This is a genomic window from Litorivita pollutaquae (assembly GCF_003205515.1).
GTDB classification, from domain to species: Bacteria; Pseudomonadota; Alphaproteobacteria; order Rhodobacterales; family Rhodobacteraceae; genus Litorivita; species Litorivita pollutaquae.
Genome location: NZ_KZ826482.1, coordinates 285,203 through 307,288, shown reverse-complemented (window position 1 = coordinate 307,288; position 22,086 = coordinate 285,203). Strand labels below are relative to the sequence as shown.

Genomic DNA, 22,086 nt, shown 5'->3' with positions numbered 1-22,086 from the left:
TGCATGGCGGACACAGGGCTTTTTGATGCGCAGGATCGCGAGACGCAAGACCGTGTGGCCGAACGGCTGGCTGCGGAGGCGCTGATCGTTGATGTGGACGGGTTCGAAGGCCCGCTCGATGTTTTGCTGACCCTGTCACGCAGCCAAAAGGTTGATCTTCGTAAGATTTCTGTTCTGCATCTGGCGCAGCAATATCTTGCCTTTGTCGAAAAGGCCAAGCAGTTGCGATTGGAGTTGGCCGCCGATTACCTTGTGATGGCCGCGTGGTTGGCATTTTTGAAATCACGTTTGTTGTTGCCGCCGGACCCGACAGAGGACGGTCCCTCGGGCGAAGAATTGGCCGCGCATCTGGCATTTCAGTTGGAGCGGTTGCAAGGCATGCGCGATGCGGCGGCGCGTCTTATGGCGCGCGATCAAATGGGGCGGGATTTCTTTGCGCGCGGCGTGCCGGAGACTGTCGAGCGGATTAAAAAAGTCACTTATACTGCCACGCTTTTAGATCTGATGCAGGCCTATGCGCGGATTCGCACGCGGGATGAATTTCGCCCGTTCGTTATGGATCGTGATAGCGTTTACACGATGGAAGAGGCGCTTGGCCGGATGCGGGGTTTGATCGGGTTTGCCGGGGAGTGGACCGATATCAACACGTGGCTGCCCGAGGGGTGGGGCGATGATCCGGTCAAACGCCGCTCGGCGACGGCGGCGACCTTTGCCGCCTCATTGGAATTGGTTAAAGAGGGTAAAGCCGAGATCCGCCAAGACGAGACATTTGCGCCGGTGCAGGTCAGGCGGAAGGATTAACAGCATGAGCGAACACGCAGACGACAAAGAAGAGAGCCTGTTCGAAGCGCCGCCGATGGCCGAACAAGAGCGGATGATCGAGGCGATTTTGTTTGCGACCGCCGAACCGGTGTCCGTGCGGGATATGCAAGCGCGTATGCCACATGGATCCGAGCCGAAAGAAGCGTTGGTCTATCTGACCAAACGCTATGAAGGCCGCGGCGTGCATGTTGTGCGCGTTGGCGATGCCTATGCGATCCGCACCGCGCCGGATCTTGGGTTCTTGATGCAAAAGGAAACCGTCGAAACCCGCAAGCTGAGCCGCGCGGCGATTGAGACACTGGCAATCATCGCCTATCACCAACCCTGCACCCGCGCCGAGATCGAGGAAATTCGTGGCGTTTCGGTCAGCCGCGGCACGATTGATCAGCTGATCGAGATGGAATGGATCCGCTTTGGCCGCCGCCGGATGACGCCGGGCCGGCCGGTGACGTTTGTGGTCACGGAAAACTTCCTCGATCATTTCGGGCTTGAGAATGCCCGCGATTTGCCGGGGCTTAAGGAATTGCGCGCGGCAGGGCTTTTGGAAAGTCGTCCCGCGCCAATGGGAGCAGATGCCGGCGACGAACCCGAGGATGCGGAGCAAGATGACCTGTTCGAAGACGATGATGTGATCGAACTGCCGTAAATTGTTCGGGGGAGGGCCGTGAAATTGGCATGTTTCATGCTATACTAAGTCCAAGGGCCTTTGGGCCATCAAGGCAGGAGCAATGCAATGAACGTCAATCAAGTGATTAATATGGTCATGCGGCAGGTGATGCGCCGTGTGGTCAATAAAGGTATCGGCGTCGGGATGAACAGTTTGTCGCGTATCGGCGGTGACAAATCAAAACAGAGCAAAGCAGGGCAGGGCGACACGCCCCCGTCCGCGCCGCAGGTTCAGGGCGGCAATACGGGAAAACGGATGCGTCAAAGCACCCGTTTGATGCGCCGGATCGGCCGGTTCTAGCCAACATCTCCCAGCCGTTGCTGCGGATGCGTGACATTGTAAACCAAGTTTACCGGATGTTTACCATGCTGGCGCAGAGTGATGCCATTCTGATGTGATTTTATAAACTGAGTGGCTTCGATGGTTGTAGTTTTCCCTCCGCTGACAACAGTCAGTTTGATTTTGGCTGTAGTCCCCTATCAAGGCCCGCTCCCTTGCCGGGGATGAAATACATATTTCCGTCCTCCATGCCGGAGGTCGACGGTTTGCGGTCTTACGCAAGGAACATAACCTATAGTTATGTCGGCATGGCGCATCGGGCGCGGCCGTTTTTGGCGGCGATCGCGATCGTCGTCGCGTTGACGGTGTTGTCCGGGTATTGGTTCCAAAGCCAAATTCACCGACCTGTGCCCGATTATCCTGGCACCCACCCTTTGACCGCCTTCATGCTCTTGTTGCTTGGGTTTTGCGTGTTGACCCACAGGCTGTTGAAGCCTGTGACGCGTCTACGCAAAGTTGCTTTGGTGACGGTGATCGGTTTGAGCGCCGCAAGATTGCTTGAAATTGCCTTCGGTTCCGTAACGCGGCCGGTCAGCCGGGTCTTCGAAACCGTGGTGGGGGCTGGTGCCAGCGTGGATTGGGTCGAAACGGGCGATAATACCGCCATGAGCACCGGGCTTTTGGCGATCTCCCTGTTGCTATATGCCAGAGCGCCAAGATTGGCGATGGTTGCGTCGATGGCGGCCATATTTATCGCGCTTCTCGGGATGGCGGGGTATGTGTTCAATATTGGTGTTCTGTTTGGGGCGATGTCGCCGGTGACATTGGTGGCAATCGTGCCATTGACGCTTGGCACGGCGACGATTTTTGCGCATCGGCGCATCTATCGTATGGTGCTCAGTGACACGCCTGTCGGTCTTATCGCGCGGACGCAAATATTAATGAGTAGCCTATTGTTATTAGGCATCGCTGCCGATCATTGGAGCGGCGATCACTTTTCGGCGACATTGCAGAATGTATTGTTTGCGCTGACCTTGTGGCTCATTGGGGTCATGAACATCATCACATCGCGGGTATATGACAGGATCGACCGCCGCCGACGCAAGGTTGAACGCGATCTCGTTAGAATCGCTCTGATAGACCCGTTGACCGGAGCGGCGAACCGTCATGGGCTCGATTCGTATTTCAATTCCTTGCACCGCCAACGTGACCTTGGGGTGGTTTTGATTGACCTCGACCATTTCAAATCGGTCAATGATCGGTATGGGCACAAGGCTGGTGACCGCATCCTCGGAGAGGTGAGCAATGCCCTGCGCAAACGCCTGCGGGATCGGGATGTATTGGCGCGCTGGGGCGGGGAAGAGTTCCTGGCTTTGCTCCATGATGTCGATGAAAAGGATCTTGAGATCGTAGCGCAGGATTTGCGCCGAATTATTGACGACTTGGCTGATCCCGCTGGCGAGGTTGACAGATTTACGGCCTCATTCGGGGTCACGCTTATGGACAGATCAGAAGAGTCGTTGGATTCTGCGATCACCCGCGCAGATCGCGCGCTTTATTGGTCTAAAGATATGGGGCGTAATCGCGTCACCTATTGGCGAGACCTGCCCAATGCCGTGCGCTATGGTGATGAGCGTGTGTCTCCGCTTCCGATCGACGCGCACGAAATCCTTGTCCGGGAAGCTTGAGCTTTAAACCGATTTGAAGTGTTTCGACAATTTGAGACCCTGCCCTTGGTAATTGGAGGCAATGCCGGTGCCATAAAGTTGCGCCGGCCGCGCGGCCATTTTTTCATAGACCAACCGTCCCACGACTTGCCCGTGTTCCAACACGAAAGGGGCTTCGTGACAGCGCACTTCAAGCACCCCGCGTGATCCCGCACCGCCTGCAGGGCTATGGCCGAATCCGGGATCGAAGAAACCGGCGTAATGCACCCGAAATTCACCGACCATTGCCAGATAGGGGGCCATTTCGGCGGCATAATCGGGTGGGATGCACACAGCCTCGCGGCTGACGAGGATATAAAACGCCCCCGGATCAAGGATCACGCGGCCTTCGGTGCTGCGCACCTCTTCCCAATATTCCGCCGGATCATAGGCTCCGATCCGGTCCAGATCGATCACCCCGGTATGCGGTTTGGCGCGATACCCGACCAGATCGCCGGAGGCAGGCCGCAGATCGACGGAAAATCCCAGGCCCTCGTCGATGATCACCGCGTCCCCATCGACAAGCGGTGTCTCGGCATGGAGCGCGCGCAGAGCAACATCGTCGACAATGGCTTGTCCGTCGCGAAACCGGATCTGGTTCAGCCGCATACCCGGGCGGACCAGAACCGAAAAACTGCGCGGGCAAATCTCGGCATACAGCGGGCCGGTATACCCCGGCGTGATCCGGTCAAACTCGGTGCCGCCATCTGTGATCAGGCGGGTGAGCAGATCGAGCCGTCCGGTCGAGCTTTTGGCATTGGCAACCGCCTGCAACCCCTCGGGCAGGGCAAGGCGTTCCATCAGCGGCACCACATAGACGCAGCCTTTTTCCAGCACCGCGCCCTCGGTCAAATCGACTTGATGCATCTCGAATTCGTTGAGTCGCTCTGCGACGCTGCGGCCTTCACCGGTTAGGAACGAGGCCCGAACCCGCCAAGCGCGGGTGCCAAGGCGCAGATCAAGGCTCGCCGGTTGAACCTGTGCAGGATCAATCGGGGGGCTGGCGGATAAGGCTCCGGTGTCGATCAGGGTTTGGATTTGCTGGCTGGCCAATACGCCGGTCATCGCGGGTCTCCTCGAACTGGGCGGGGGGCCGCCAGATGCCTGAACCGGTCAGGCAGATATGAAAAACGCCCGGGCCGCAGGGGCCACGGGCGATTTATCATGGTCGGGCTAGCAGGACTCGAACCTGCGACCTTCCGTCCCCCAGACGGACGCGCTACCAGGCTGCGCCATAGCCCGACGATGAGGGCTTCATACTGGTTTTGGGGGCAGGAGCAAGAGGGAAAAACCACTTTTTTGATTACTCTTGCGTGCCGCCGCCCATGCGCGCGGCCAATGCGGACAGCCGGTCGCGCAGCGGGGCCATTTCAAATGCGACGTCGGCGCGGAGCGGTCCGCTGAGACGTGCGAACTGCGTTAAGATCCCGCTGGGGGCCGCGATATCATCGCCGGGGTCAGCCGGAACATCGACGGCAATGACCTGCGGTGCGGGGGGCGGCACATCTGTGGGGGCGGCGGTTTCTGCATCGCCGGCCGGCTGTGGTTCAACTGCGGGCGGTTCAGACGGCGCGGGCGCGTCCTCTGCGGTATACGGGGCGGCGGAATCTTCGGCTATCGGCACGGATGGCGAGGGGCCGGGAGACAGATCCGCTTCGCGCGGCGCCGGGTCGGATCCGATCGGAATAGTGTCGGCCAGATCGGGGGCCGCTGGCGTGTCGGTTTCAGCTTCCTGTGATTCGGACGCCGTAAGGTCGACAGGATCGGCAGTGTTGACCAGCGGCATGTCGTTGCCGGCATCTGGTCCTGTGTGTGGACCGGCGTCTGGCGTTGCCGTATCTGGCACAGCGGCGGGGCCATCTGGCGCGCCGGCAAAGAGGTCGCCCTGAGGCGTGGCATCCGTATCCTCAACCGACAGGTGCGTTCCGGCGGCGACGGGGGTGTCCTCCTGGGCACTCTCGTCCGGGTCGCTCAGAGCCTGCGCGGCGGTAGGGATGTCGAAGGGCACCACGTCGGCGGTGGGGTTTGGCTGCGCTGGCGCGTCAAGATGGATTTGCGCTTCATCCGTGCTGTCCTGCGACTCAACGGCGGCTTCGGCATCTGCTGCGGCTATAGGCGACGTGATGGGATCCGACTGGACCGGATCTGATGTGTTATCGCGTTGCGTGGTCGATATGGTTTCGCCGCTTTCGGCCATCTCTGCTGCGGTCAATTCGTCCAGAGGCTGCGACAGGGCCGCGACATGTTTAACCCCATGCTCTCGCAGGGTTTTTTGCACGCCCTTGATGGTTAACCCATCCTCATGCAAGAGCTTCTTGATGCCGCCAAGCAACTGCATATCGGCAGGGCGGTAATATCGCCGCCCGCCGGCCCGTTTGACGGGCTTAATCTGGCTGAATTTGCTTTCCCAGAATCGCAGGACATGCGCGGGCGTGTCCAGCCATTCGGCCACCTCGCTGATGGTGCGGAACGCATTGGCGCTCTTGGTCATGCCAAGCGGTCCTTAGCGTTTGTTGCCGGAAGCGACGCGATCTTTCATCAAGTGCGACGGACGAAAGGTCAGGACCCGGCGCGGGTTGATGGGCACTTCTTCTCCGGTTTTGGGATTGCGCCCAACGCGGGCGGCTTTTTCGCGCACCGAGAATGTGCCGAAAGACGAAATTTTCACTTGCTCGCCTTTGACCAACGCATCGGACATGTGTTCAAGAAGGCTCTCGACCAATTGCGCGCTATCATTGCGGGAAAGTCCGACCTCACGAAATACAGCTTCGCTCAGGTCCATGCGGGTTAACGTCTTTTCACTCATTCTATCCCCCTCGGATTTTTCCAACCATAGGGCGATTGGAATTTCCGAGTCAATATCAACGACTTGGCGGTAGCGGTTTATGTGCGAAAAGATGCTGTTTGGCGGGGCGGTTTAGGAAGGGCGGGAAAATTCGCCCCGAAAAATCGATTTTTGGAGCGTTTCGCGCAGGTCAACGGTCGTTCAACGGCGCTCTACCACCGCAGCGCCACCGATCCCCATGCCAACCCGCCGCCAATGGCTTCGGCAACCAAAAGATCGCCGCGCTTGATCTGGCCCCGTTGGACGCCCACTGCCAAGGCCAAGGGGATCGAAGCGGCCGAGGTATTGCCGTGGTCTTGCACGGTGACAACGACTTTTTCCATCGGCAGACCCATTTTTCTAGCGGTGCCCTGGATGATGCGAATATTGGCTTGATGCGGAACAATCCAATCGACGTCGGCCTCTGTCAGGCCGGATTTTTCCAAGGTGCGATGCGCCGTGGATGTTAGTTTTTCCACCGCTTGCCGAAACAACGGGTTGCCCTGCATACGCAACTTTCCGGCGGTGCCGGTGCTGCTGACGCCGCCATCCACATAGAGCATGTCGCGGTAGCGGCCGTCAGAATTCAAATCCGTGGCCAGAATACCTTGGTCCGCCGGCGTGCCTGCGCCCTCTGCCGCCTCAAGCACCAAGGCCCCCGCGCCATCGCCAAAGAGGACGCAAGTGGCGCGATCCTCCCAATCCATGATGCGGCTGAAGGTTTCGGCACCGATGACCAAAACGCGGTCGGCTTGGCCGGAGACAATCAGAGCATTGGCATTGCTGAGCGCGAAGATGAAACCGGCACAGACCGCTTGCACGTCGAAGCCATAGCCGCGCGTCATGCCGATTTTTTCCTGTACCATCGTGGCGACGGAGGGGAAGGTCAGATCCGGGGTCGAGGTGGCGACGATGATGGCGTCGATATCATTGGCGACCAATCCGGCGTCTTGCAACGCGGCGCGGGCGGCATTGGCGGCCAAATCGGATGTGTGCTCCCCCTCGGCGGCGAAATGGCGCCGCTCGATGCCCGAGCGGGTGCGAATCCATTCGTCGGATGTGTCGAGGGACTTTTCAAACTCGCTATTGGGGACAATGCGTTCGGGTAGGTAAGATCCGACACCTGTGGCAACGGCGCGTTTGGTCATGTTTTATTTTCCGTTCTGGCTGGCCGTATCGGCGCTTTTCGGGGCATCTTGGGCCAGTGTGGTGGCGGATGCAACCCGCGCGGCGAGTTTATCGGAAAAGCCCGAGCGCGCCAGTTGGAACGCCAGCTTCACCGCCGCCGATACGCCCATGGCATCGGCGGACCCGTGTGATTTCACCACGGTCCCATTGAGGCCCAAGAAAACGCCGCCATTGACGCGGCGCGGGTCGATGCGTTTTTTCAACCGCTGCATGGATGTAAAGGCCAGAACCGCCGCCAAACGTGACAGGGGCGAGAATTGGAACGCGCCTTTCAAAAGGTCGCCAATCAGGCTCGCGGTGCCTTCGCCGGTTTTCAAGGCCACATTTCCGGTGAACCCGTCCGTGACGATCACGTCGCATTTGTCGCCCGGAATGTCGCCGCCTTCGACAAAACCGACGAATTCGATATTGGCGCGGTCTGCAACGCCTGCGATCAACTCATGGGCTTCCTTGAGCTCGGCGCGGCCTTTGTGTTCTTCGGTCCCGACATTGAGCAACCCGACGCGCGGGCGCGTCAGTCCAAGGCCATTGCGGGCATAGCTTGACCCCATCATAGCATATTGCAGCAAATCCTGCGCATCGGCGCGGATGTCGGCGCCGACGTCGAGCATGACGTTGAAACCTTGGGGATTGCGCGAGGGCCATAAAATCGCGATGGCCGGGCGGTTGACGCCGGGCAACTTGCGCAGGCGCACCATTGAAAGCGCCATCAGCGCACCGGTGTTGCCGCAAGACACACAGACCGTGGCCTCGCCCGCCCGCACCGCATCAATCGCGGACCACATCGACGTGCCTTTGCCGTGACGCATCACCTGGCTGGGTTTGTCATCCATGGTCACCACATCGGCGGCATGGCGAATCTCGCATCGCCCCGCAAGATTTTTGCGTTTGGCGACGAGTTTTTCGAGCGTGTCCTTCGGACCGTGCAGCAAGAAACCAATTTCATCGTTCTTCTTGGCAGAACGCGAAATGCCGGCGACAACAGCCGCCGGCCCACGGTCGCCGCCCATTGCGTCAACCGAGATAATAATCTTTTGGTCGCTGGCGCGCGTGTCCGCAGGGATTGGATCCTTGAGAGCGGTCATAACGGCGCTGTCCCTTCGGGCGATTATGCCGCGTCGTCGTCCAGATCAACCTCGTCCGCCATCGCGATGACTTCGCGGTCGGCGTAGTTGCCACAGGACGGGCAAACGTGGTGCGGGCGTTTCAATTCACCGCAGGAGGGGCATTCGTTGGGGTTCGCCGCAACCAATGCGTCATGTGCGCGGCGGTTGTTGCGGCGCGATTTCGATACTTTGTTCTGCTGGACAGCCATGTCGCAACCCTCGGTTTTCTAGGGGCCGCATGGCCCAGTTTCACAGGTGTTGGCGGCACATAATCTGTCACGAGCGCCAAGTCCAACACTAAATTCGGATGAGGGCGCGAAAATACTGCGAAATCGTCATTGTGCAAGAGATTCTTTTGTGCGCGCCAATCGCAGGCCGTGAGTAGGGGCGGCCTGGCGGATGATGAAAAAGCCGCCGGTTTGGTGGCGGCGGTTGCAGGTTAGTCGCCGCCGCCGTCCATTTGCGCCTTGAGCGCGGCGAGGCCGGCGAAGGGTTTGGTTTTTTCCTCGGTCATTGGCGCGACACCCTGTGCGGTAAAGACCGCTTCGCCCAGATGTGCGCCGTCTTTGCGCGGGTAGAGCGGCAGCGCCAGTGCCAATGCTTCGACCATCACGGCGGCGGGGTCGATCACTTCGCCCAAAGGTTCCAATGTTTCGTCTTCGGGCATTTCGACCTCCTCTTCGTCGGGATCGACCACAAGGGCTTCGTCGAAATCGGGGGAAAACCGCCGGGCCACATCGGTGTCGATCCGTGTGGTCACCGGTTCCAGCGTCACCACGCAGGGTTGCGTGACCGTGGCGCCAAGGCGCGCGGTCAACAGCCAGTCGCGTTTGCCATCCGCGTTGATTTCACCCTTGAAGCTCAGCTTGCGCAGGCCGGACAGCCCCAGTTCCTTCGCCAAAGCGGTCATTTCGGCCTGTTCCGGGGTGAGGGCGAATGTTTTGGTTTGGTTCGCCTTTAACGACGAAACCCGTATGGCGGTGGATTTTGGAGAAGGGGCAAAGTCGGTCATCGGGCGGCTCCTGTGGTAGGTCGGATGGTCATTCGGGTGGCGGATTAGACGGGTTTGGCGGATCGGACCGCGGCGCGGCAGGGCACGCTTGGCGGCAAAATGGCCTATGTGGAGGGGTGCTGGTCTTTGCACACAAGAAGAAGTATTCTTGAAAGGTCGGCGTTCCTTCTGTAAGCGAGATAAAAGCCAGACAGGGTCAAAGCAAGGCCAAAGCAAGAGGGCAGATGAAATGGGCAGAGTTTTCAGCGCGAAATATGCGATGATCGGCGTGTTGATCTGTACCTTGGCGGCCTGTGCGCCGATGGTGCGCAAACACGGATATACCCCAACCGATGACGAGTTGTCGCAATTGACCGTAGGCGTGGACGGGCGCGATGCGGTTTATGACATGTTCGGCGCGCCAACTGTGGCGGGCGTTCTCGAAGGGGGTGATCTGTATTACGTGGAAAGCCACATCCGCCGGTATGGTATCAAAAAGCCCGAAGTGATTGATCGCACGGTTCTGGCGATCAGCTTTGATGATGAGGACCGCGTCGCTAATATCGAACGCTTTACGCTGGCCGATGGCAAAATCGTGCCGATCTCGCGCCGCGTGACCTCATCCTCGGTCGAGGGCAAGAGCTTCCTGCGTCAGCTTTTGGGCAATCTGGGTAAATTCAGCGCCGACAGCTTCTTGCAATAAGACACCGCGATTGTTCCGCTGCCATAAGCGCCGGCGATCTTTGGTGTTTCGCGTCACCGCTTTGTCACATCTTGTGTGATAGATCCCGCAGGACTAGTTTCAAGGCGACAATCGCGGGGATGGCGCAGTGCTGGCATTAAACAAGGGGCGGTATCGGGCGCGGATCGCGCAGGCACCGCAAGACGTGGCGGCGGCGCAGGCATTGCGGGCTTTGGCCTTTGGCACCGGCGCGGAGTGCGACATCGATGATTTCGACGCGATTTGCACGCATATCCTGATCGAAGACAACCGCGAGGATGCCGTGGTGTGTTGTTTCCGCTTCTTGCCGCTGACCGGTGGCGCGGAAATCGGGCGCAGCTATGCGGCGCAATTCTATGATCTTGACGCCTTGTTGGATTTTGAGGGGCCGATTGTCGAAATGGGCCGTTTTTGCATCCATCCCGATGCACGCGACGGGGATATTTTGCGCGTCGCATGGGCGGCAATGACGCAATATGTCGATGACAACGGTGTTGAATTGCTCTGCGGGTGTTCATCCTTTGCGGGGACCGAGACCAAGGATTACCTCGACGCTTTTGCCATGCTCAAGGCGCGGCATCTGGCCCCGAAACGCTGGTTGCCTCGGGTCAAGGCGCCCGCCGTGTTCCAATTCGCCAAAAAACTGCGCCGCAAACCCGATGCGAAAAAGGCGATGTTGCGCATGCCGCCGTTGTTGCGCACTTATTTGCTGATGGGGGGGTGGGTGTCGGATCACGCGGTGGTGGACAACCATATGAACACGCTGCACGTGTTTACCGGGCTTGAAATTAAATCCATCCCGCCGGCGCGCAAACGTTTGTTGCGGGCGGTGGCGCGGTAGCGCAAGGGCTGGCTGCGGTTCGGTCAATCTTGCCGGTCGGCGCACTCGCGACTTGACGGCGCTCGGGTGCGCGATTACCTCGCGCTCATGGCACGCACACCCCTTCTCCAACTCACCGATATTTCTCTCACCTATGGCGGCGATCCGATTTTCGCCGATCTGTCCCTGGTGGTTCACCCCTCTGATCGCGTGGCGCTTGTCGGGCGCAACGGATCGGGAAAATCCACATTGATGAAAGTCATGGCCGGATTGGTCGAAGCAGACAGCGGCGGTGTGATCTTATCCCCCGGGGTGTCGGTCGGATACATGGAGCAAGACCCGACGATGGAAGGGTTTGCCACGCTTGGCGATTACGCCTGTTCGGCACTGGATCCGTCGGAAATGTACCGCGTTGAAATGGCCGGTGAGGGTTTGAAATTTGATCCCGACCGCGCGGTATCCACCGCATCGGGCGGGGAACGCCGCCGCGCAGCTTTGGCGAAACTTATGGCCGAAGCGCCCGAACTCATGCTGCTCGACGAGCCGACCAACCATTTGGATATCGAAGCGATTGCATGGCTCGAATCCGAATTGAGCCAGACCCGCGCGGGCTATGTGTTGATATCGCATGACCGTGCGTTCTTACGCGCGCTCACCCGCGCGACCTTGTGGGTTGATCGGGGCACGGTGCGGCGTCAGGAAACCGGTTTTGACGGCTTCGAGGCGTGGCGCGACAAGATCTGGGAGGACGAGGATATGCAGCGCCATAAACTCGACCGGAAGATCAAATCCGAGGCCCGTTGGGCGGTCGAGGGTATTTCGGCGCGGCGCAAACGCAATCAGGGCCGCGTGCGCGCCTTGCAAGATTTGCGGGCCGAACGCGGGGCGCAAATCAAACGCCAAGGCGCAGCAGCCATGGCCATCGAGGCAGGGCCGAAATCGGGCCGCAAGGTGATCGAAGCCGAGGGATTGCGTAAAGCTTTTGGCGATAAAACCATCGTGTCGGATTTCTCTTTGACGGTGCTGCGCGGGGACCGCATTGCTTTTGTTGGGCCGAATGGCACCGGTAAAACCACATTGCTCAACATGCTTTTGGGCAAAGAGCCGCCCGACAGCGGCACGGTCAAGCTTGGCACCAACCTTGAGGTCGCGGTGTTCGATCAAGCGCGGGCGCAACTGGATCCTGATATGACCCTTTGGGAGAGCCTCACGGGCGATCCCGACATGCGTGTGTCTGGCAAGGCGGATCAGGTGATGGTGCGCGGCGCGCCCAAGCATGTGGTTGGATACCTTAAAGAATTCCTCTTTGACGAGGGGCAGGCCCGCGCTGCGGTGCGGTCACTTTCGGGCGGAGAAAAGGCGCGGCTTTTGCTGGCAAAGCTTTTGGCGCGTGAAAGCAATGTTCTGGTGCTTGACGAGCCGACCAATGATTTGGATGTCGAGACATTGGACCTGTTGCAAGAGCTGCTCGATAGCTATGACGGCACGGTTCTTTTGGTCAGCCACGACCGTGATTTTCTGGACCGTGTGGCGGCGACCACCGTGGCGATGGAAGGCGACGGGCGCGCCGTGGTCTATGCCGGCGGCTGGTCGGATTATCAGGCGCAAAAGGCAGCGATGGTCGCCGAGGCGAAACCGGCCAAACCGGAGAACGCGAAGAAATCCGGCAAGTCAGCCGAGACAGCAAAACCCGGTAAATCAGGGCTCAGCTTCACCGAAAAGCACCGGCTTGAGGCTTTGCCCGCCGAGATCGAGCGTCTGGAGGCCGAGATCGCCAAGTTGGAGGTCTTTCTTGCCGCGCCGGACCTCTATGCCAAAGAGCCGGTGAAATTTGCCAAAGGCTCCGAGGCATTGGCCGAACGTCAGCAGGCTCTGGCGGCGGCGGAAGAAGAGTGGCTGGATCTGGAAGAGAAAGCCGGCGCCTAGGGGCCGGATTTGGGGAACATCCGTTTGGCCGCCGTGCCAAGCATGACCACCGTCAGGGTGATCCGGTAAAGATGGTGCAAGGTCACATAGGCCGGATTGGCCGAGAGTGACAACGCCACAAGCGCCATTTCCGTGACCCCGCCGGGGGCAAAGGAAATCAGCAGAACCTCGAAATTCTCGCCGGTCAGCGGCACAATTGCCGCCGCCATGGCCGCGCCCATGGCCATCATCGCCCCCGAGGAAAGCAACGCCAATACCAAACCCTTGGCCAGCATCCGGTGGCCGATCCCTGCAAATCGGGTGCCCAGGGATGTGCCGACGATGATTTGCGCCAGATTGACCAACCATTGCGGCAGATCAACGGCGTAAATCCCGCTCAGTGACAGGAGCGCCCCAAGGACCAGAGGGCCGGTCAATTGCCCCGCCGGTAGATGCAACCGCCGGCCCAGAAAAACACCGGCGATGGCGATGGCGATCAGTGGGACCAAATGTGCAAGGTCGGTCGCCCCGCGCGCCATGGTTGCGCCGCCCGAGCTGCCCACGGGGGTGCCGTGATAGAGCGACAGGCCCACCGGTAAAAGCGACACCACCATGATGATGCGCAAGAATTGTTGCAAGATCAGCGCGCGAATATCCGCGCCGGCCTCTTCGCCCAAAGTGATGGCTTCGATCAACCCGCCAGGAGAGCCACAGAAAAACGCAGTGGCCGGATCGTAGCGGCCAATCTTGCGAAAAATTACGTAGTTCACAGCCTGCGCCAGCCCGACAAACAGGGTGATCATGGCGAGGCTGACCGCCATGGTCGGGATTTGTTTGAACAGCTCCGGCGTCACCTGCGCCCCGATCATCAATCCGATCAAGGCGATAAATCCGGCGCGGAAGTTTTCAGGAAACTTAAAGCCTTCGGGGATCCAGTTGCCTTTGAAAGTCGCCAACAGCGCCACGGTCAGCATCGAGCCGAGCATGAAAGGCAGCGGCAACCCGATCCATTTCGCCGCAAACCCGCCGGACGCGCCAAGGGCGATCAACATAGGGGTCACACGTAAGGCAGTCGGAATGGGCGGCATCGGGTCTCCGTGGCCCTAAAGACCAAAGGTCGGCGGCGCGGACGGGGCGCGGCATGGGCCGAACGTGGAGCGGGTAGCGGGAATCGAACCCGCACCTTAAGCTTGGGAAGCTCGCATGATACCATTTCACCATACCCGCGCTCCGTCGTTGGATTAGGGCGCGGCGGCAGGGGCGTCAAGAGCGATTGCGCCTGCGCGGTGCGAGAAGAGAGCGGTGAGATGGGCGGGGCGGCGGCATTTACATGTTGCCGGTATTGCTCACCGTTGGATCGTGCGCAGCATGTTCAAGCGCCTGCGCCGCGAAACAATGTCATAGGCCAACGGGTGGTGGTTTGGTCGGCACTGCTGTCCGCTTCTGGAATTTTATGTCCGCGGCGCTGTTCCGTGCTGTGTTGGCCTTGGCTGCGTGGCGGCTTGCGTTATTTGGCCCGTCTGCGCCGCCGGCCTGCGCCGCCGTTATCGCGTCCGCCGCTGTTAAAGCTGACCTGCGGCAGGGGCGGCAGATGCGGGTAGGGCGCGGTGGCGTGGGGGATGGCATTGGCGGCGACAAAATGCTCCTGAAAACGCGGCTCGATGGCGGTTTCGACTTTGGTGATGCGATGGACTAAGGCTTCGACTTCGGCGCGTGCCGAGAGTGAGCAGAGCGCGATGCGCGCGCCGGTGCCTGCGGCGTTGCCAGCCGAGGTGACTTTGTCGAGCGGCGCATCGGGGATCATGCCAAGGATCATCGCATGTTTGGGCGAAATATGCGCCCCAAAGGCCCCTGCCAATACCACGCGGTCCACGTGATCAACGCCAATTTCGTCCATCAAAAGCCGCGCCCCGGCATAAAGCGCCGATTTGGCCAATTGAATGGCGCGGATGTCGCCTTGGGTGACGGTGATACGGGGGCCGTTTGCCTCGGTCCCGTCAAAGATGAGGTATTCATGGGTGCGCCCCGTGGGCACGGCGCGTGCGGTGCCGGTCTGCGCGGGGCTACCGATCAACCCTGCCGCATCGACCAATCCGGCAAGACGCATTTCCGCCACGGCTTCGATGATGCCGGAGCCACAAATGCCGGTGACGCCGGTGGTGGCGATGGCTTCGGCAAAGCCGTCCTCATCGGACCACAGATCGCATCCGATGACGGAAAAACGCGGTTCTTTGGTGTCGGGGTCGATATGCACCCGTTCAATCGCGCCGGGGGCGGCGCGTTGTCCGGACGAGATTTGCGCCCCCTCGAATGCGGGACCGGTCGGAGAGGAGCAGGCCAAGACACGGGTTTTGTCACCGAGCAGGATTTCGGCATTGGTTCCAACATCAACAATGAGCGACAACTCGTTGGATTTATGCGGTTCTTCGGAAAGGGCGACGGCGGCGGCATCGGCCCCGACATGCCCCGCAATACAGGGCAGGATATAGATGTTGGCCCGTGGGTTCATGCCGGTAAAGGCGAGGTCCGAGGCCGCGAGATTGAGCGCATCCGAGGTGGCGAGCGCAAAGGGTGCTTGCCCCAATTCGGTCGGATCAATGCCCAGCAAAAGGTGGTGCATCACCGGATTGCACACGATGGTTGCTTCGGTCACGAGGGCGGGATCGACTTGGCCGTCGCTGATGATTTCGGCGGCCAGATTACTCAGCGCCTCGCGCACGGCCGCAGTCATTTCGGCGGCGCCGGCGGGGTTCATCATCGCATAGGACACGCGGCTCATCAGGTCTTCGCCAAAGCGGATTTGCGGGTTCATCAGGCCGGAGGAGGCAATGACGCGCCCGTCCTCAAGGCTACATAGATGCGCGGCGATGGTGGTCGAGCCAAGGTCAATCGCAAGGCCATAAAGGCCAGTTTCGGGCAGATCGGCAAAAAGATCGATCAATTCTGGCGTGGCATCGGCCGCGGTTTTATGCAGCGCGGCGGTGACTTGCCATTTGCCTTTGCGCAGCACCGTTTGCAGGCGTGGAAAAAGCGATGGCGCACATGAGATATGTTGGATATTCCACTGATCTTGAAGCGCTTTTTCGATCCGTTGCAAATCTCCTGTCGGGTCATGCATATCGGGTTCGGCCACGTCGATCACGTAAAGCCGCGTCGCGGGATCCATGATGATATCGCGGACAGCCGCCGCTTTGCGCACCACTTGTTTGTGGACCTGGCTTTCGGCGGGCACATCGATGACCACATCGCCTTGGATCGTGGCCTGACATCCCAAACGGCGGCCGGCTTTGAGCCCGCGTTTGTCATCATAGCGTTGCTCGACCGCATTAAAGGGCGACAGGGCATCCTCGCGCGAGGTCACACCATGTTTGGAAAATGCGCCAAAGCTTGGCTGGATCTGGCATTTCGAGCAAATCCCGCGCCCGCCGCAAACGCTGTCGAGATCAACGCCCAATTGCCGCGCGGCGGTCAGCACAGGTGTGCCGACGGCGAAATGCCCGCGTTTGCCCGAGGGCATGAAAATGACAAGTGGATCGGTGCTGGTGGGGCGGGGAGTGCTCGGTTGGCCTGTCATAACGTCGTCCTTTTTGCGCGCGCTGCGAAAGGCACCATATGCCGCAAACAGGCCGGAGGCGACAAGGGGTTGGCATATTTTTCGCCTTTAGCGGCATCGCAGCGGAGGGGCGCCGCCATACCGGGGGAAACCCGTGCCGACATAGAGTACCCGCGCCGTGTCACTGTGCAATTAAGGCTTTCCCCCAAGTCGCATTAGTGCAATAGGGAGGCGTCAAACGATCTTGCCATGGAGAGACCCAAATGGAGATTCGTGAGGCACTGACCTTCGATGATGTTTTGCTTGTTCCTGCCGCGTCCAGCGTGCTGCCCTCAACGGCGGACACGCGTACACGCGTGACACGCGGTATTGCGATGAATATTCCGCTTTTGAGTTCGGCTATGGATACGGTCACGGAATCGCGTATGGCGATCACCATGGCGCAGGCGGGCGGTATTGGTGTGATCCACAAGAATTTGGATGTTGAACAACAGGCCCGCGAGGTCCGCCGCGTCAAACGGTTCGAAAGCGGTATTGTTTACAACCCGGTGACGCTGACACCCAATCAAACATTGGCCGATGCCAAGGCGTTGATCGAACGTTATAACTTTACCGGTTTTCCGGTGGTGGACGAAGCGGGCCGGGTGGTCGGCATCCTGACCAACCGCGATATGCGGTTCGCCACATCGGACGACACGCCCGTGGCAAAAATGATGACGTCGGACAATCTTTCGATCCTGCGCGAACCTGCGGACCGTGATCAAGCGATCGGTATGATGAAAGAGCGGCGGATCGAGAAATTGCTTGTCACGGACGACACCGGAAAATTGACCGGTCTGTTGACGTTGAAGGATACCGAAAAAGCGGTCCTGAACCCGACAGCGTGCAAAGACGACCTTGGTCGTTTGCGCGTGGCGGCGGCGACGTCTGTGGGTGATTCCGGCTTTGAACGCACCGAAGCCTTGATTGCAGCGGGCGTCGATATTGTGGTCATCGACACGGCGCATGGCCATTCCGCAGGGGTGATCGAAGCGGTCACCCGCGTCAAGAACCTGTCCAGCGGGGTGCAGATCATCGCCGGCAATGTGGCGACTGCTGATGCGACCAAGGCGTTGATCGATGCGGGGGCGGATGCGGTCAAGGTCGGCATCGGGCCGGGATCGATTTGCACCACGCGGATGGTTGCGGGCGTCGGCGTGCCGCAGCTCACGGCGATCATGGATTGCGCCAAAGCCGCAGGCGACGTGCCGGTGATCGCGGACGGCGGCATCAAATTCTCGGGCGATTTTGCCAAAGCCATTGCCGCGGGCGCGTCTTGTGCCATGGTCGGCAGCATGATCGCGGGCACGGATGAAAGCCCCGGTGAAGTGATCCTCTATCAAGGCCGCTCGTTCAAATCCTATCGCGGCATGGGCAGCCTTGGCGCCATGGCGCGTGGATCGGCGGATCGCTATTTCCAAAAGGATGCAGCCTCGGACAAATTGGTGCCCGAAGGCATCGAGGGCCAAGTGCCCTACAAAGGCCCGGCAGGCACGGTGGTGCACCAACTTATCGGCGGGTTGCGCGCGGCTATGGGGTATACCGGTAATGCCACGGTCGAGGAGATGCGCAAAAATTGCACCTTCGTGAAAATCACCGGTGCGGGTTTGACCGAAAGCCATGTGCATGACGTGCAGATCACCCGCGAAAGCCCGAACTACCGCATCGGATAAATCTATCAACTGTTTTGGAAGGGGCCGCCGCGTGCGGCCTTTTTCATTGAAGGAGCTTCCCCATGACCCCTGCTGCCCGTGTCCAAGCCGCGATTGAAATTTTCGACTCGATCCTTGAGGGCGCGCCTGCGGAAAAGGCCTTACTCGGTTGGGCGCGCAACTCGCGTTTCGCCGGAAGCAAGGACCGCGCCGCAGTGCGCGATCATGTGTTCGGCGCGCTGCGGGCGAAGCGGTCTTTGGCGGTGCGTGGCGGGGCCGAAACGGGGCGGGGGATACTGCTCGGGTTGATCCGGTCACAAGGGATCGATCCGGATGATATTTTCTCGGGGATTGGCCATGCACCCGCGCCGTTGAGCGACGCGGAACAGGCGGCGGGGGAGGCTCCACAAAGTGACGGCGTGCGGCTTGACCTGCCCGAGTGGTTGGTGCCGCTCTGGCGCGCCTCTTTGGGCGATGCGGCGGAGGCGATGGCCGAAGCAAGCCGCGCCCGTGCGCCGGTGTTCTTGCGTACCAATAGGCTGAAAACCACCCGCGATGCGGCGATTTCTGCTTTGTCCGAAGAGGGGATCGAGGCGGAGGCGCATGAGATTTCGGCAACCGCGATTGTGGTCACCAATGGCGCGCGCCGGGTTTCTCAATCGCGCAGCTATCAAGACGGTTTGGTCGAATTGCAGGACGGCGCGAGCCAAGCCGTGATTGATGCATTGTCGGGGCAAACGCCGGCGCGCATTCTGGATTACTGCGCGGGCGGCGGTGGCAAAGCCCTGGCCTTGGCTGCAGCCTTCCCTGAGGCGCAGATTGTCGCCCATGACATCGCACCGCAGCGGATGAAAGACCTGCCGGATCGCGCGGCGCGGGCAGGGGCGCGGATCACGGTTGTTGCGCCTGAAGACCTGCCCAATGAGGCGGGGTTTGATGTGGTGCTCTGCGATGCGCCCTGTTCGGGGTCGGGGGCATGGCGGCGCGCGCCCGAAGGCAAATGGGCCCTGACCGAAGCACGTTTGGCCGAATTGACCGCGATTCAGGCAGAGGTTCTGGATCATGCAGTGGATTTTGTCGCGCCGGATGGGGTGTTGGCCTATGCCACATGTTCGATGCTGGAGCCGGAAAATACCGCACAGGTGACGGAATTTTTGCATCGTCATCCCGGTTGGTCGGTGAATGCGCAGCGGGCATGGACGCTTCTTGATGGGGGGGACGGTTTTTTCACCGCGCAATTCTCCCGCGACGCGGCGTCAATTTCCTGAGCGAAGCGTCCCCGCGCGCGGCCCGGTGCCTATTGCTATGCGTGCCGATAGGGGCGTGCGGGCATGCGATATTTTATGTTTCGCCATGCTTTCTAGCGCGCAATCCTGACGTGTTTTCGTGCGAGGGCTTTCTCTTTTTTTAAGGTCTCGTTAAGGTTTTTTGCTGCTAATGCATTGAGCAGAATCGAAAAATGGGAAACACACGTGGCCTTTACCGCACTTTCACCCGGTCCGATGACGCGGGCGTCGTCACGAATTAAACCGCGTATCGCGGTGTTGTTGTCGTTGGCCCTGTTCTTCGCCGGCGCGTCCTTTTTGCTTGATAACCCCACGATACAAAAGGGATTTTCTCTCATCGCGGGGAGCTTGTTTTTCCTCTGTGTGGTGATTGTTCTGATCTCTGCCTGGGGCACGCGTGGGCGCAAGGGCGTGTTTGATACCATCGCCGGGTTTGTCGAGCATGATGCCGCTGCCAGCTTTATCACGGACAGGGATGGCGCCATCATACATCGCAATGCGGCGGCGCAGACGCGATTTGGTGGCAAGGATTCCACCACATTGGCCGGGGTGCTGACAGATATTTTTGGCAATCCGGGTGCGGTGTTGTTCCGGTTGCAAACCCGCGCACAGGCCGGCGGCGCGGCACGCGAAGACGTGGTGACCCGCAAGGGGCATATGCGGCTGGGTGTGCATCTGGTCGGCGAGGACAGCTTTCTATGGCGGCTCGAATGCATGGGGGAACGTGCGCCGACGGCCCGTCCTTCCGACGGGTTTAGCCTGCCGATGCTGACCGTCGGGCGCAATGATGCGATCCTCTTTATGAATGATGCGGCGCGGCGTCTGGTGGGCGAGCGGTCGAAATCGTTGGACCGGGTGTTTTGCGAATTGCCGGTGCGGCGCGGGCGGATCAATGATGTGGCGACGGCGGACGGTGTTGTGCCGTGTTTGGTGACCGAGGTCGACGCCAGCGCAGGGCGACGCGAATTGATCCTCTTGCCGGGTGCCGACATAGAGCAGGACACAAGCAGCAGCGGCTGGAGCTTTATTGAAGAGCTGCCGGTGCCGTTGTTGAAGATCGCCCATAGCGGCGAAGTTCAGTTGTCGAACCGGCAGGCGCGGCAACTTTTGGGAATTCAAAGCTCTGACGGGATGCTGATGTCCAACCTGATGGAGGGGCTGGGCCGCTCGATCTCGGAATGGCTGCGCGAAGCCGCAGCAGGGCGCGGGTTGCAGCACAGCGAATTCTTGCGGGTGATCCGCGAGGACAAAGAGGTTTTTGTGCAGGTGACGTTAAAACGGATCACCGATGATGGCGAACCGGCCTTGATCGCGGTTCTGAATGATGCGACCGAATTGAAAACGCTCGAAGCGCAATTCGTCCAAAGCCAAAAGATGCAGGCGATCGGTCAATTGGCCGGCGGCGTTGCGCATGATTTCAACAATCTTTTGACCGCGATTTCCGGACATTGTGATTTGCTGTTGTTGCGCCATGATCAGGGCGATAGCGATTACGCAGATCTGGTGCAGATCAACCAGAATGCCAACCGGGCGGCGGCGCTTGTCGGGCAGCTATTGGCCTTCTCGCGCAAACAAACCTTGCGGCCTGAAACGCTTGATCTGCGCGATACCTTGTCGGACCTGACCCATTTGCTGAACCGTTTGGTGGGCGAACGCGTGACCCTGTCCCTCAGCCATGATCCGGTGTTGCCATCCATCCGTGCCGACAAACGCCAGCTTGAGCAGGTGCTGATGAACCTTGTGGTAAATGCCCGTGATGCGATGCCGGAGGGCGGAGAAATCCGCATCGAAACCGCATCGAAGCATTTTGAGACGCCGATGGACCGGGATCGCGCGGTGGTGCCGCCGGGTGAATATGTCTGTGTGAAGGTCATTGATGTCGGGGTCGGAATTCCCGCAGATAAGTTGCAAAAAGTGTTCGAACCTTTCTACACGACCAAACGCACGGGCGAGGGCACCGGATTGGGTCTGTCGACGGCCTACGGGATCATCAAACAAACCGGCGGGTTTATCTTTGCCGACAGCATACCGGGCGAGGGGACGACCTTTACCTTGTTGCTGCCGGTGAACGAAGAGCTGCCGGTGGCAGCGCCTGTGCCGAAGGTGGAGAAGGTGCAGCCCGAAGAGAATGAGGCCGCTGACGGTGTGGTCTTGTTGGTCGAGGACGAAGCCCCGGTGCGGGCCTTTGCGTCGCGCGCGTTGAAAATGCGCGGCTTTACAGTGCTGGAGGCGGATTCCGCCGAAGAGGCGCTCAAAGTGTTGGAAGAAGCCGATTTGCGCGTTGATGTCTTTGTAACCGATGTGGTGATGCCGGGGATGGATGGGCCGACGTGGGTGCGCGAGGCGCTCAAGATGCGCCCAGATGTGCGCGTGGTCTTTGTCTCTGGCTATGCCGAGGAAAGCTTTGGCGACAACCAGAAACGCATCGCCAATTCGGTGTTCCTTCCCAAACCGTTCTCGCTCAATGAGCTGACGGAAACCGTGCAACGCCAAATGGTGGTCGATCCGCGCGCAGCGTGATGCGCGC

19 protein-coding genes and 2 tRNA genes are annotated in these 22,086 nt (G+C 59.7%); 10 read left to right on the top strand and 11 right to left on the bottom strand.

Going from position 1 to position 22,086, the window contains the following annotated elements:
• Positions 1–3 precede the first annotated feature (3 nt).
• The 4 genes from DI396_RS05360 to DI396_RS05345 all read left to right on the top strand — a co-directional run bounded on the left by DI396_RS05360 (position 4) and on the right by DI396_RS05345 (position 3,456).
• Complete coding sequence (locus tag DI396_RS05360) at positions 4–801, top strand: segregation and condensation protein A (RefSeq protein ID WP_110795146.1); 798 nt, start codon at positions 4–6, stop codon at positions 799–801.
• A gap of 4 nt (positions 802–805) precedes the next feature.
• A complete protein-coding gene (gene scpB / locus DI396_RS05355; RefSeq protein WP_110795145.1) occupies positions 806–1,468 on the top strand; it encodes an SMC-Scp complex subunit ScpB in 663 nt (220 codons plus the stop codon).
• Positions 1,469–1,555: 87 nt separating this feature from the next.
• Positions 1,556–1,789, top strand: coding sequence for a hypothetical protein (locus DI396_RS05350; RefSeq protein ID WP_110795144.1), 234 nt, complete (start codon positions 1,556–1,558; stop codon positions 1,787–1,789).
• A 203-nt stretch (positions 1,790–1,992) separates the two neighbouring features.
• Positions 1,993–3,456, top strand: a complete 1,464-nt coding sequence (locus DI396_RS05345; RefSeq protein ID WP_110795143.1) for a GGDEF domain-containing protein — start codon at positions 1,993–1,995, stop codon at positions 3,454–3,456.
• A gap of 3 nt (positions 3,457–3,459) precedes the next feature.
• Here the strand turns inward: DI396_RS05345 and DI396_RS05340 are convergent, their stop codons facing one another.
• From DI396_RS05340 to DI396_RS05305, 8 genes are all read right to left on the bottom strand, one after another.
• On the bottom strand, positions 3,460–4,539 hold the full coding sequence (locus tag DI396_RS05340; RefSeq protein WP_110795142.1) for a 2'-deoxycytidine 5'-triphosphate deaminase: 1,080 nt from the start codon (positions 4,537–4,539) through the stop codon (positions 3,460–3,462).
• Positions 4,540–4,639: 100 nt separating this feature from the next.
• A tRNA-Pro gene (locus DI396_RS05335) sits at positions 4,640–4,716 on the bottom strand.
• 61 nt (positions 4,717–4,777) lie between these two features.
• Positions 4,778–5,965, bottom strand: a complete 1,188-nt coding sequence (locus DI396_RS16685; protein WP_235851752.1) for a MerR family transcriptional regulator — start codon at positions 5,963–5,965, stop codon at positions 4,778–4,780.
• Between the two features lie 12 nt (positions 5,966–5,977).
• A complete protein-coding gene (gene ihfA, locus DI396_RS05325; protein WP_110795141.1) occupies positions 5,978–6,280 on the bottom strand; it encodes an integration host factor subunit alpha in 303 nt (100 codons plus the stop codon).
• A gap of 191 nt (positions 6,281–6,471) precedes the next feature.
• Positions 6,472–7,446 (bottom strand): beta-ketoacyl-ACP synthase III, encoded by a 975-nt coding sequence (locus tag DI396_RS05320; protein ID WP_110795140.1) that lies wholly within the window; start codon positions 7,444–7,446, stop codon positions 6,472–6,474.
• 3 nt (positions 7,447–7,449) lie between these two features.
• Positions 7,450–8,571, bottom strand: a complete 1,122-nt coding sequence (gene plsX / locus DI396_RS05315) for a phosphate acyltransferase PlsX (protein WP_110795139.1) — start codon at positions 8,569–8,571, stop codon at positions 7,450–7,452.
• Positions 8,572–8,594: 23 nt separating this feature from the next.
• Positions 8,595–8,801, bottom strand: coding sequence for a 50S ribosomal protein L32 (gene rpmF / locus DI396_RS05310; RefSeq protein ID WP_110795138.1), 207 nt, complete (start codon positions 8,799–8,801; stop codon positions 8,595–8,597).
• A gap of 230 nt (positions 8,802–9,031) precedes the next feature.
• Positions 9,032–9,604, bottom strand: coding sequence for a YceD family protein (locus DI396_RS05305; RefSeq protein WP_110795137.1), 573 nt, complete (start codon positions 9,602–9,604; stop codon positions 9,032–9,034).
• 229 nt (positions 9,605–9,833) lie between these two features.
• Here DI396_RS05305 and DI396_RS05300 point away from each other — a divergent pair, with 229 nt between their 5' ends.
• The 3 genes from DI396_RS05300 (at position 9,834) to DI396_RS05290 (ending at position 13,050) form a co-directional block, all read left to right on the top strand.
• Positions 9,834–10,286 carry an outer membrane protein assembly factor BamE gene (locus DI396_RS05300; protein WP_110795136.1) on the top strand — a complete coding sequence of 151 codons (453 nt, stop codon included), beginning with the start codon at positions 9,834–9,836 and terminating at the stop codon, positions 10,284–10,286.
• Between the two features lie 127 nt (positions 10,287–10,413).
• On the top strand, positions 10,414–11,145 hold the full coding sequence (locus tag DI396_RS05295) for a GNAT family N-acetyltransferase (protein ID WP_110795135.1): 732 nt from the start codon (positions 10,414–10,416) through the stop codon (positions 11,143–11,145).
• A gap of 87 nt (positions 11,146–11,232) precedes the next feature.
• On the top strand, positions 11,233–13,050 hold the full coding sequence (locus DI396_RS05290) for an ABC-F family ATP-binding cassette domain-containing protein (RefSeq protein ID WP_110795134.1): 1,818 nt from the start codon (positions 11,233–11,235) through the stop codon (positions 13,048–13,050).
• Here DI396_RS05290 and DI396_RS05285 read toward each other — a convergent pair.
• From DI396_RS05285 to DI396_RS05275, 3 genes are all read right to left on the bottom strand, one after another.
• A complete protein-coding gene (locus DI396_RS05285; protein WP_110795133.1) occupies positions 13,047–14,117 on the bottom strand; it encodes an AbrB family transcriptional regulator in 1,071 nt (356 codons plus the stop codon). The two genes, DI396_RS05290 and DI396_RS05285, sit on opposite strands and share 4 nt — an antisense overlap.
• Positions 14,118–14,182: 65 nt before the next feature.
• Positions 14,183–14,256 (bottom strand) — tRNA-Gly (locus tag DI396_RS05280).
• 280 nt (positions 14,257–14,536) lie between these two features.
• Positions 14,537–16,603 (bottom strand): ASKHA domain-containing protein, encoded by a 2,067-nt coding sequence (locus tag DI396_RS05275; protein ID WP_110795132.1) that lies wholly within the window; start codon positions 16,601–16,603, stop codon positions 14,537–14,539.
• Positions 16,604–16,845: 242 nt separating this feature from the next.
• Here DI396_RS05275 and guaB point away from each other — a divergent pair, with 242 nt between their 5' ends.
• The 3 genes from guaB (at position 16,846) to DI396_RS05260 (ending at position 22,079) form a co-directional block, all read left to right on the top strand.
• A complete protein-coding gene (guaB, locus tag DI396_RS05270) occupies positions 16,846–18,294 on the top strand; it encodes an IMP dehydrogenase (RefSeq protein ID WP_110795131.1) in 1,449 nt (482 codons plus the stop codon).
• A gap of 62 nt (positions 18,295–18,356) precedes the next feature.
• A complete protein-coding gene (locus tag DI396_RS05265) occupies positions 18,357–19,541 on the top strand; it encodes an RsmB/NOP family class I SAM-dependent RNA methyltransferase (protein WP_110795130.1) in 1,185 nt (394 codons plus the stop codon).
• Between the two features lie 234 nt (positions 19,542–19,775).
• Positions 19,776–22,079, top strand: coding sequence for an ATP-binding protein (locus DI396_RS05260; protein ID WP_110795129.1), 2,304 nt, complete (start codon positions 19,776–19,778; stop codon positions 22,077–22,079).
• Positions 22,080–22,086 lie beyond the last annotated feature (7 nt).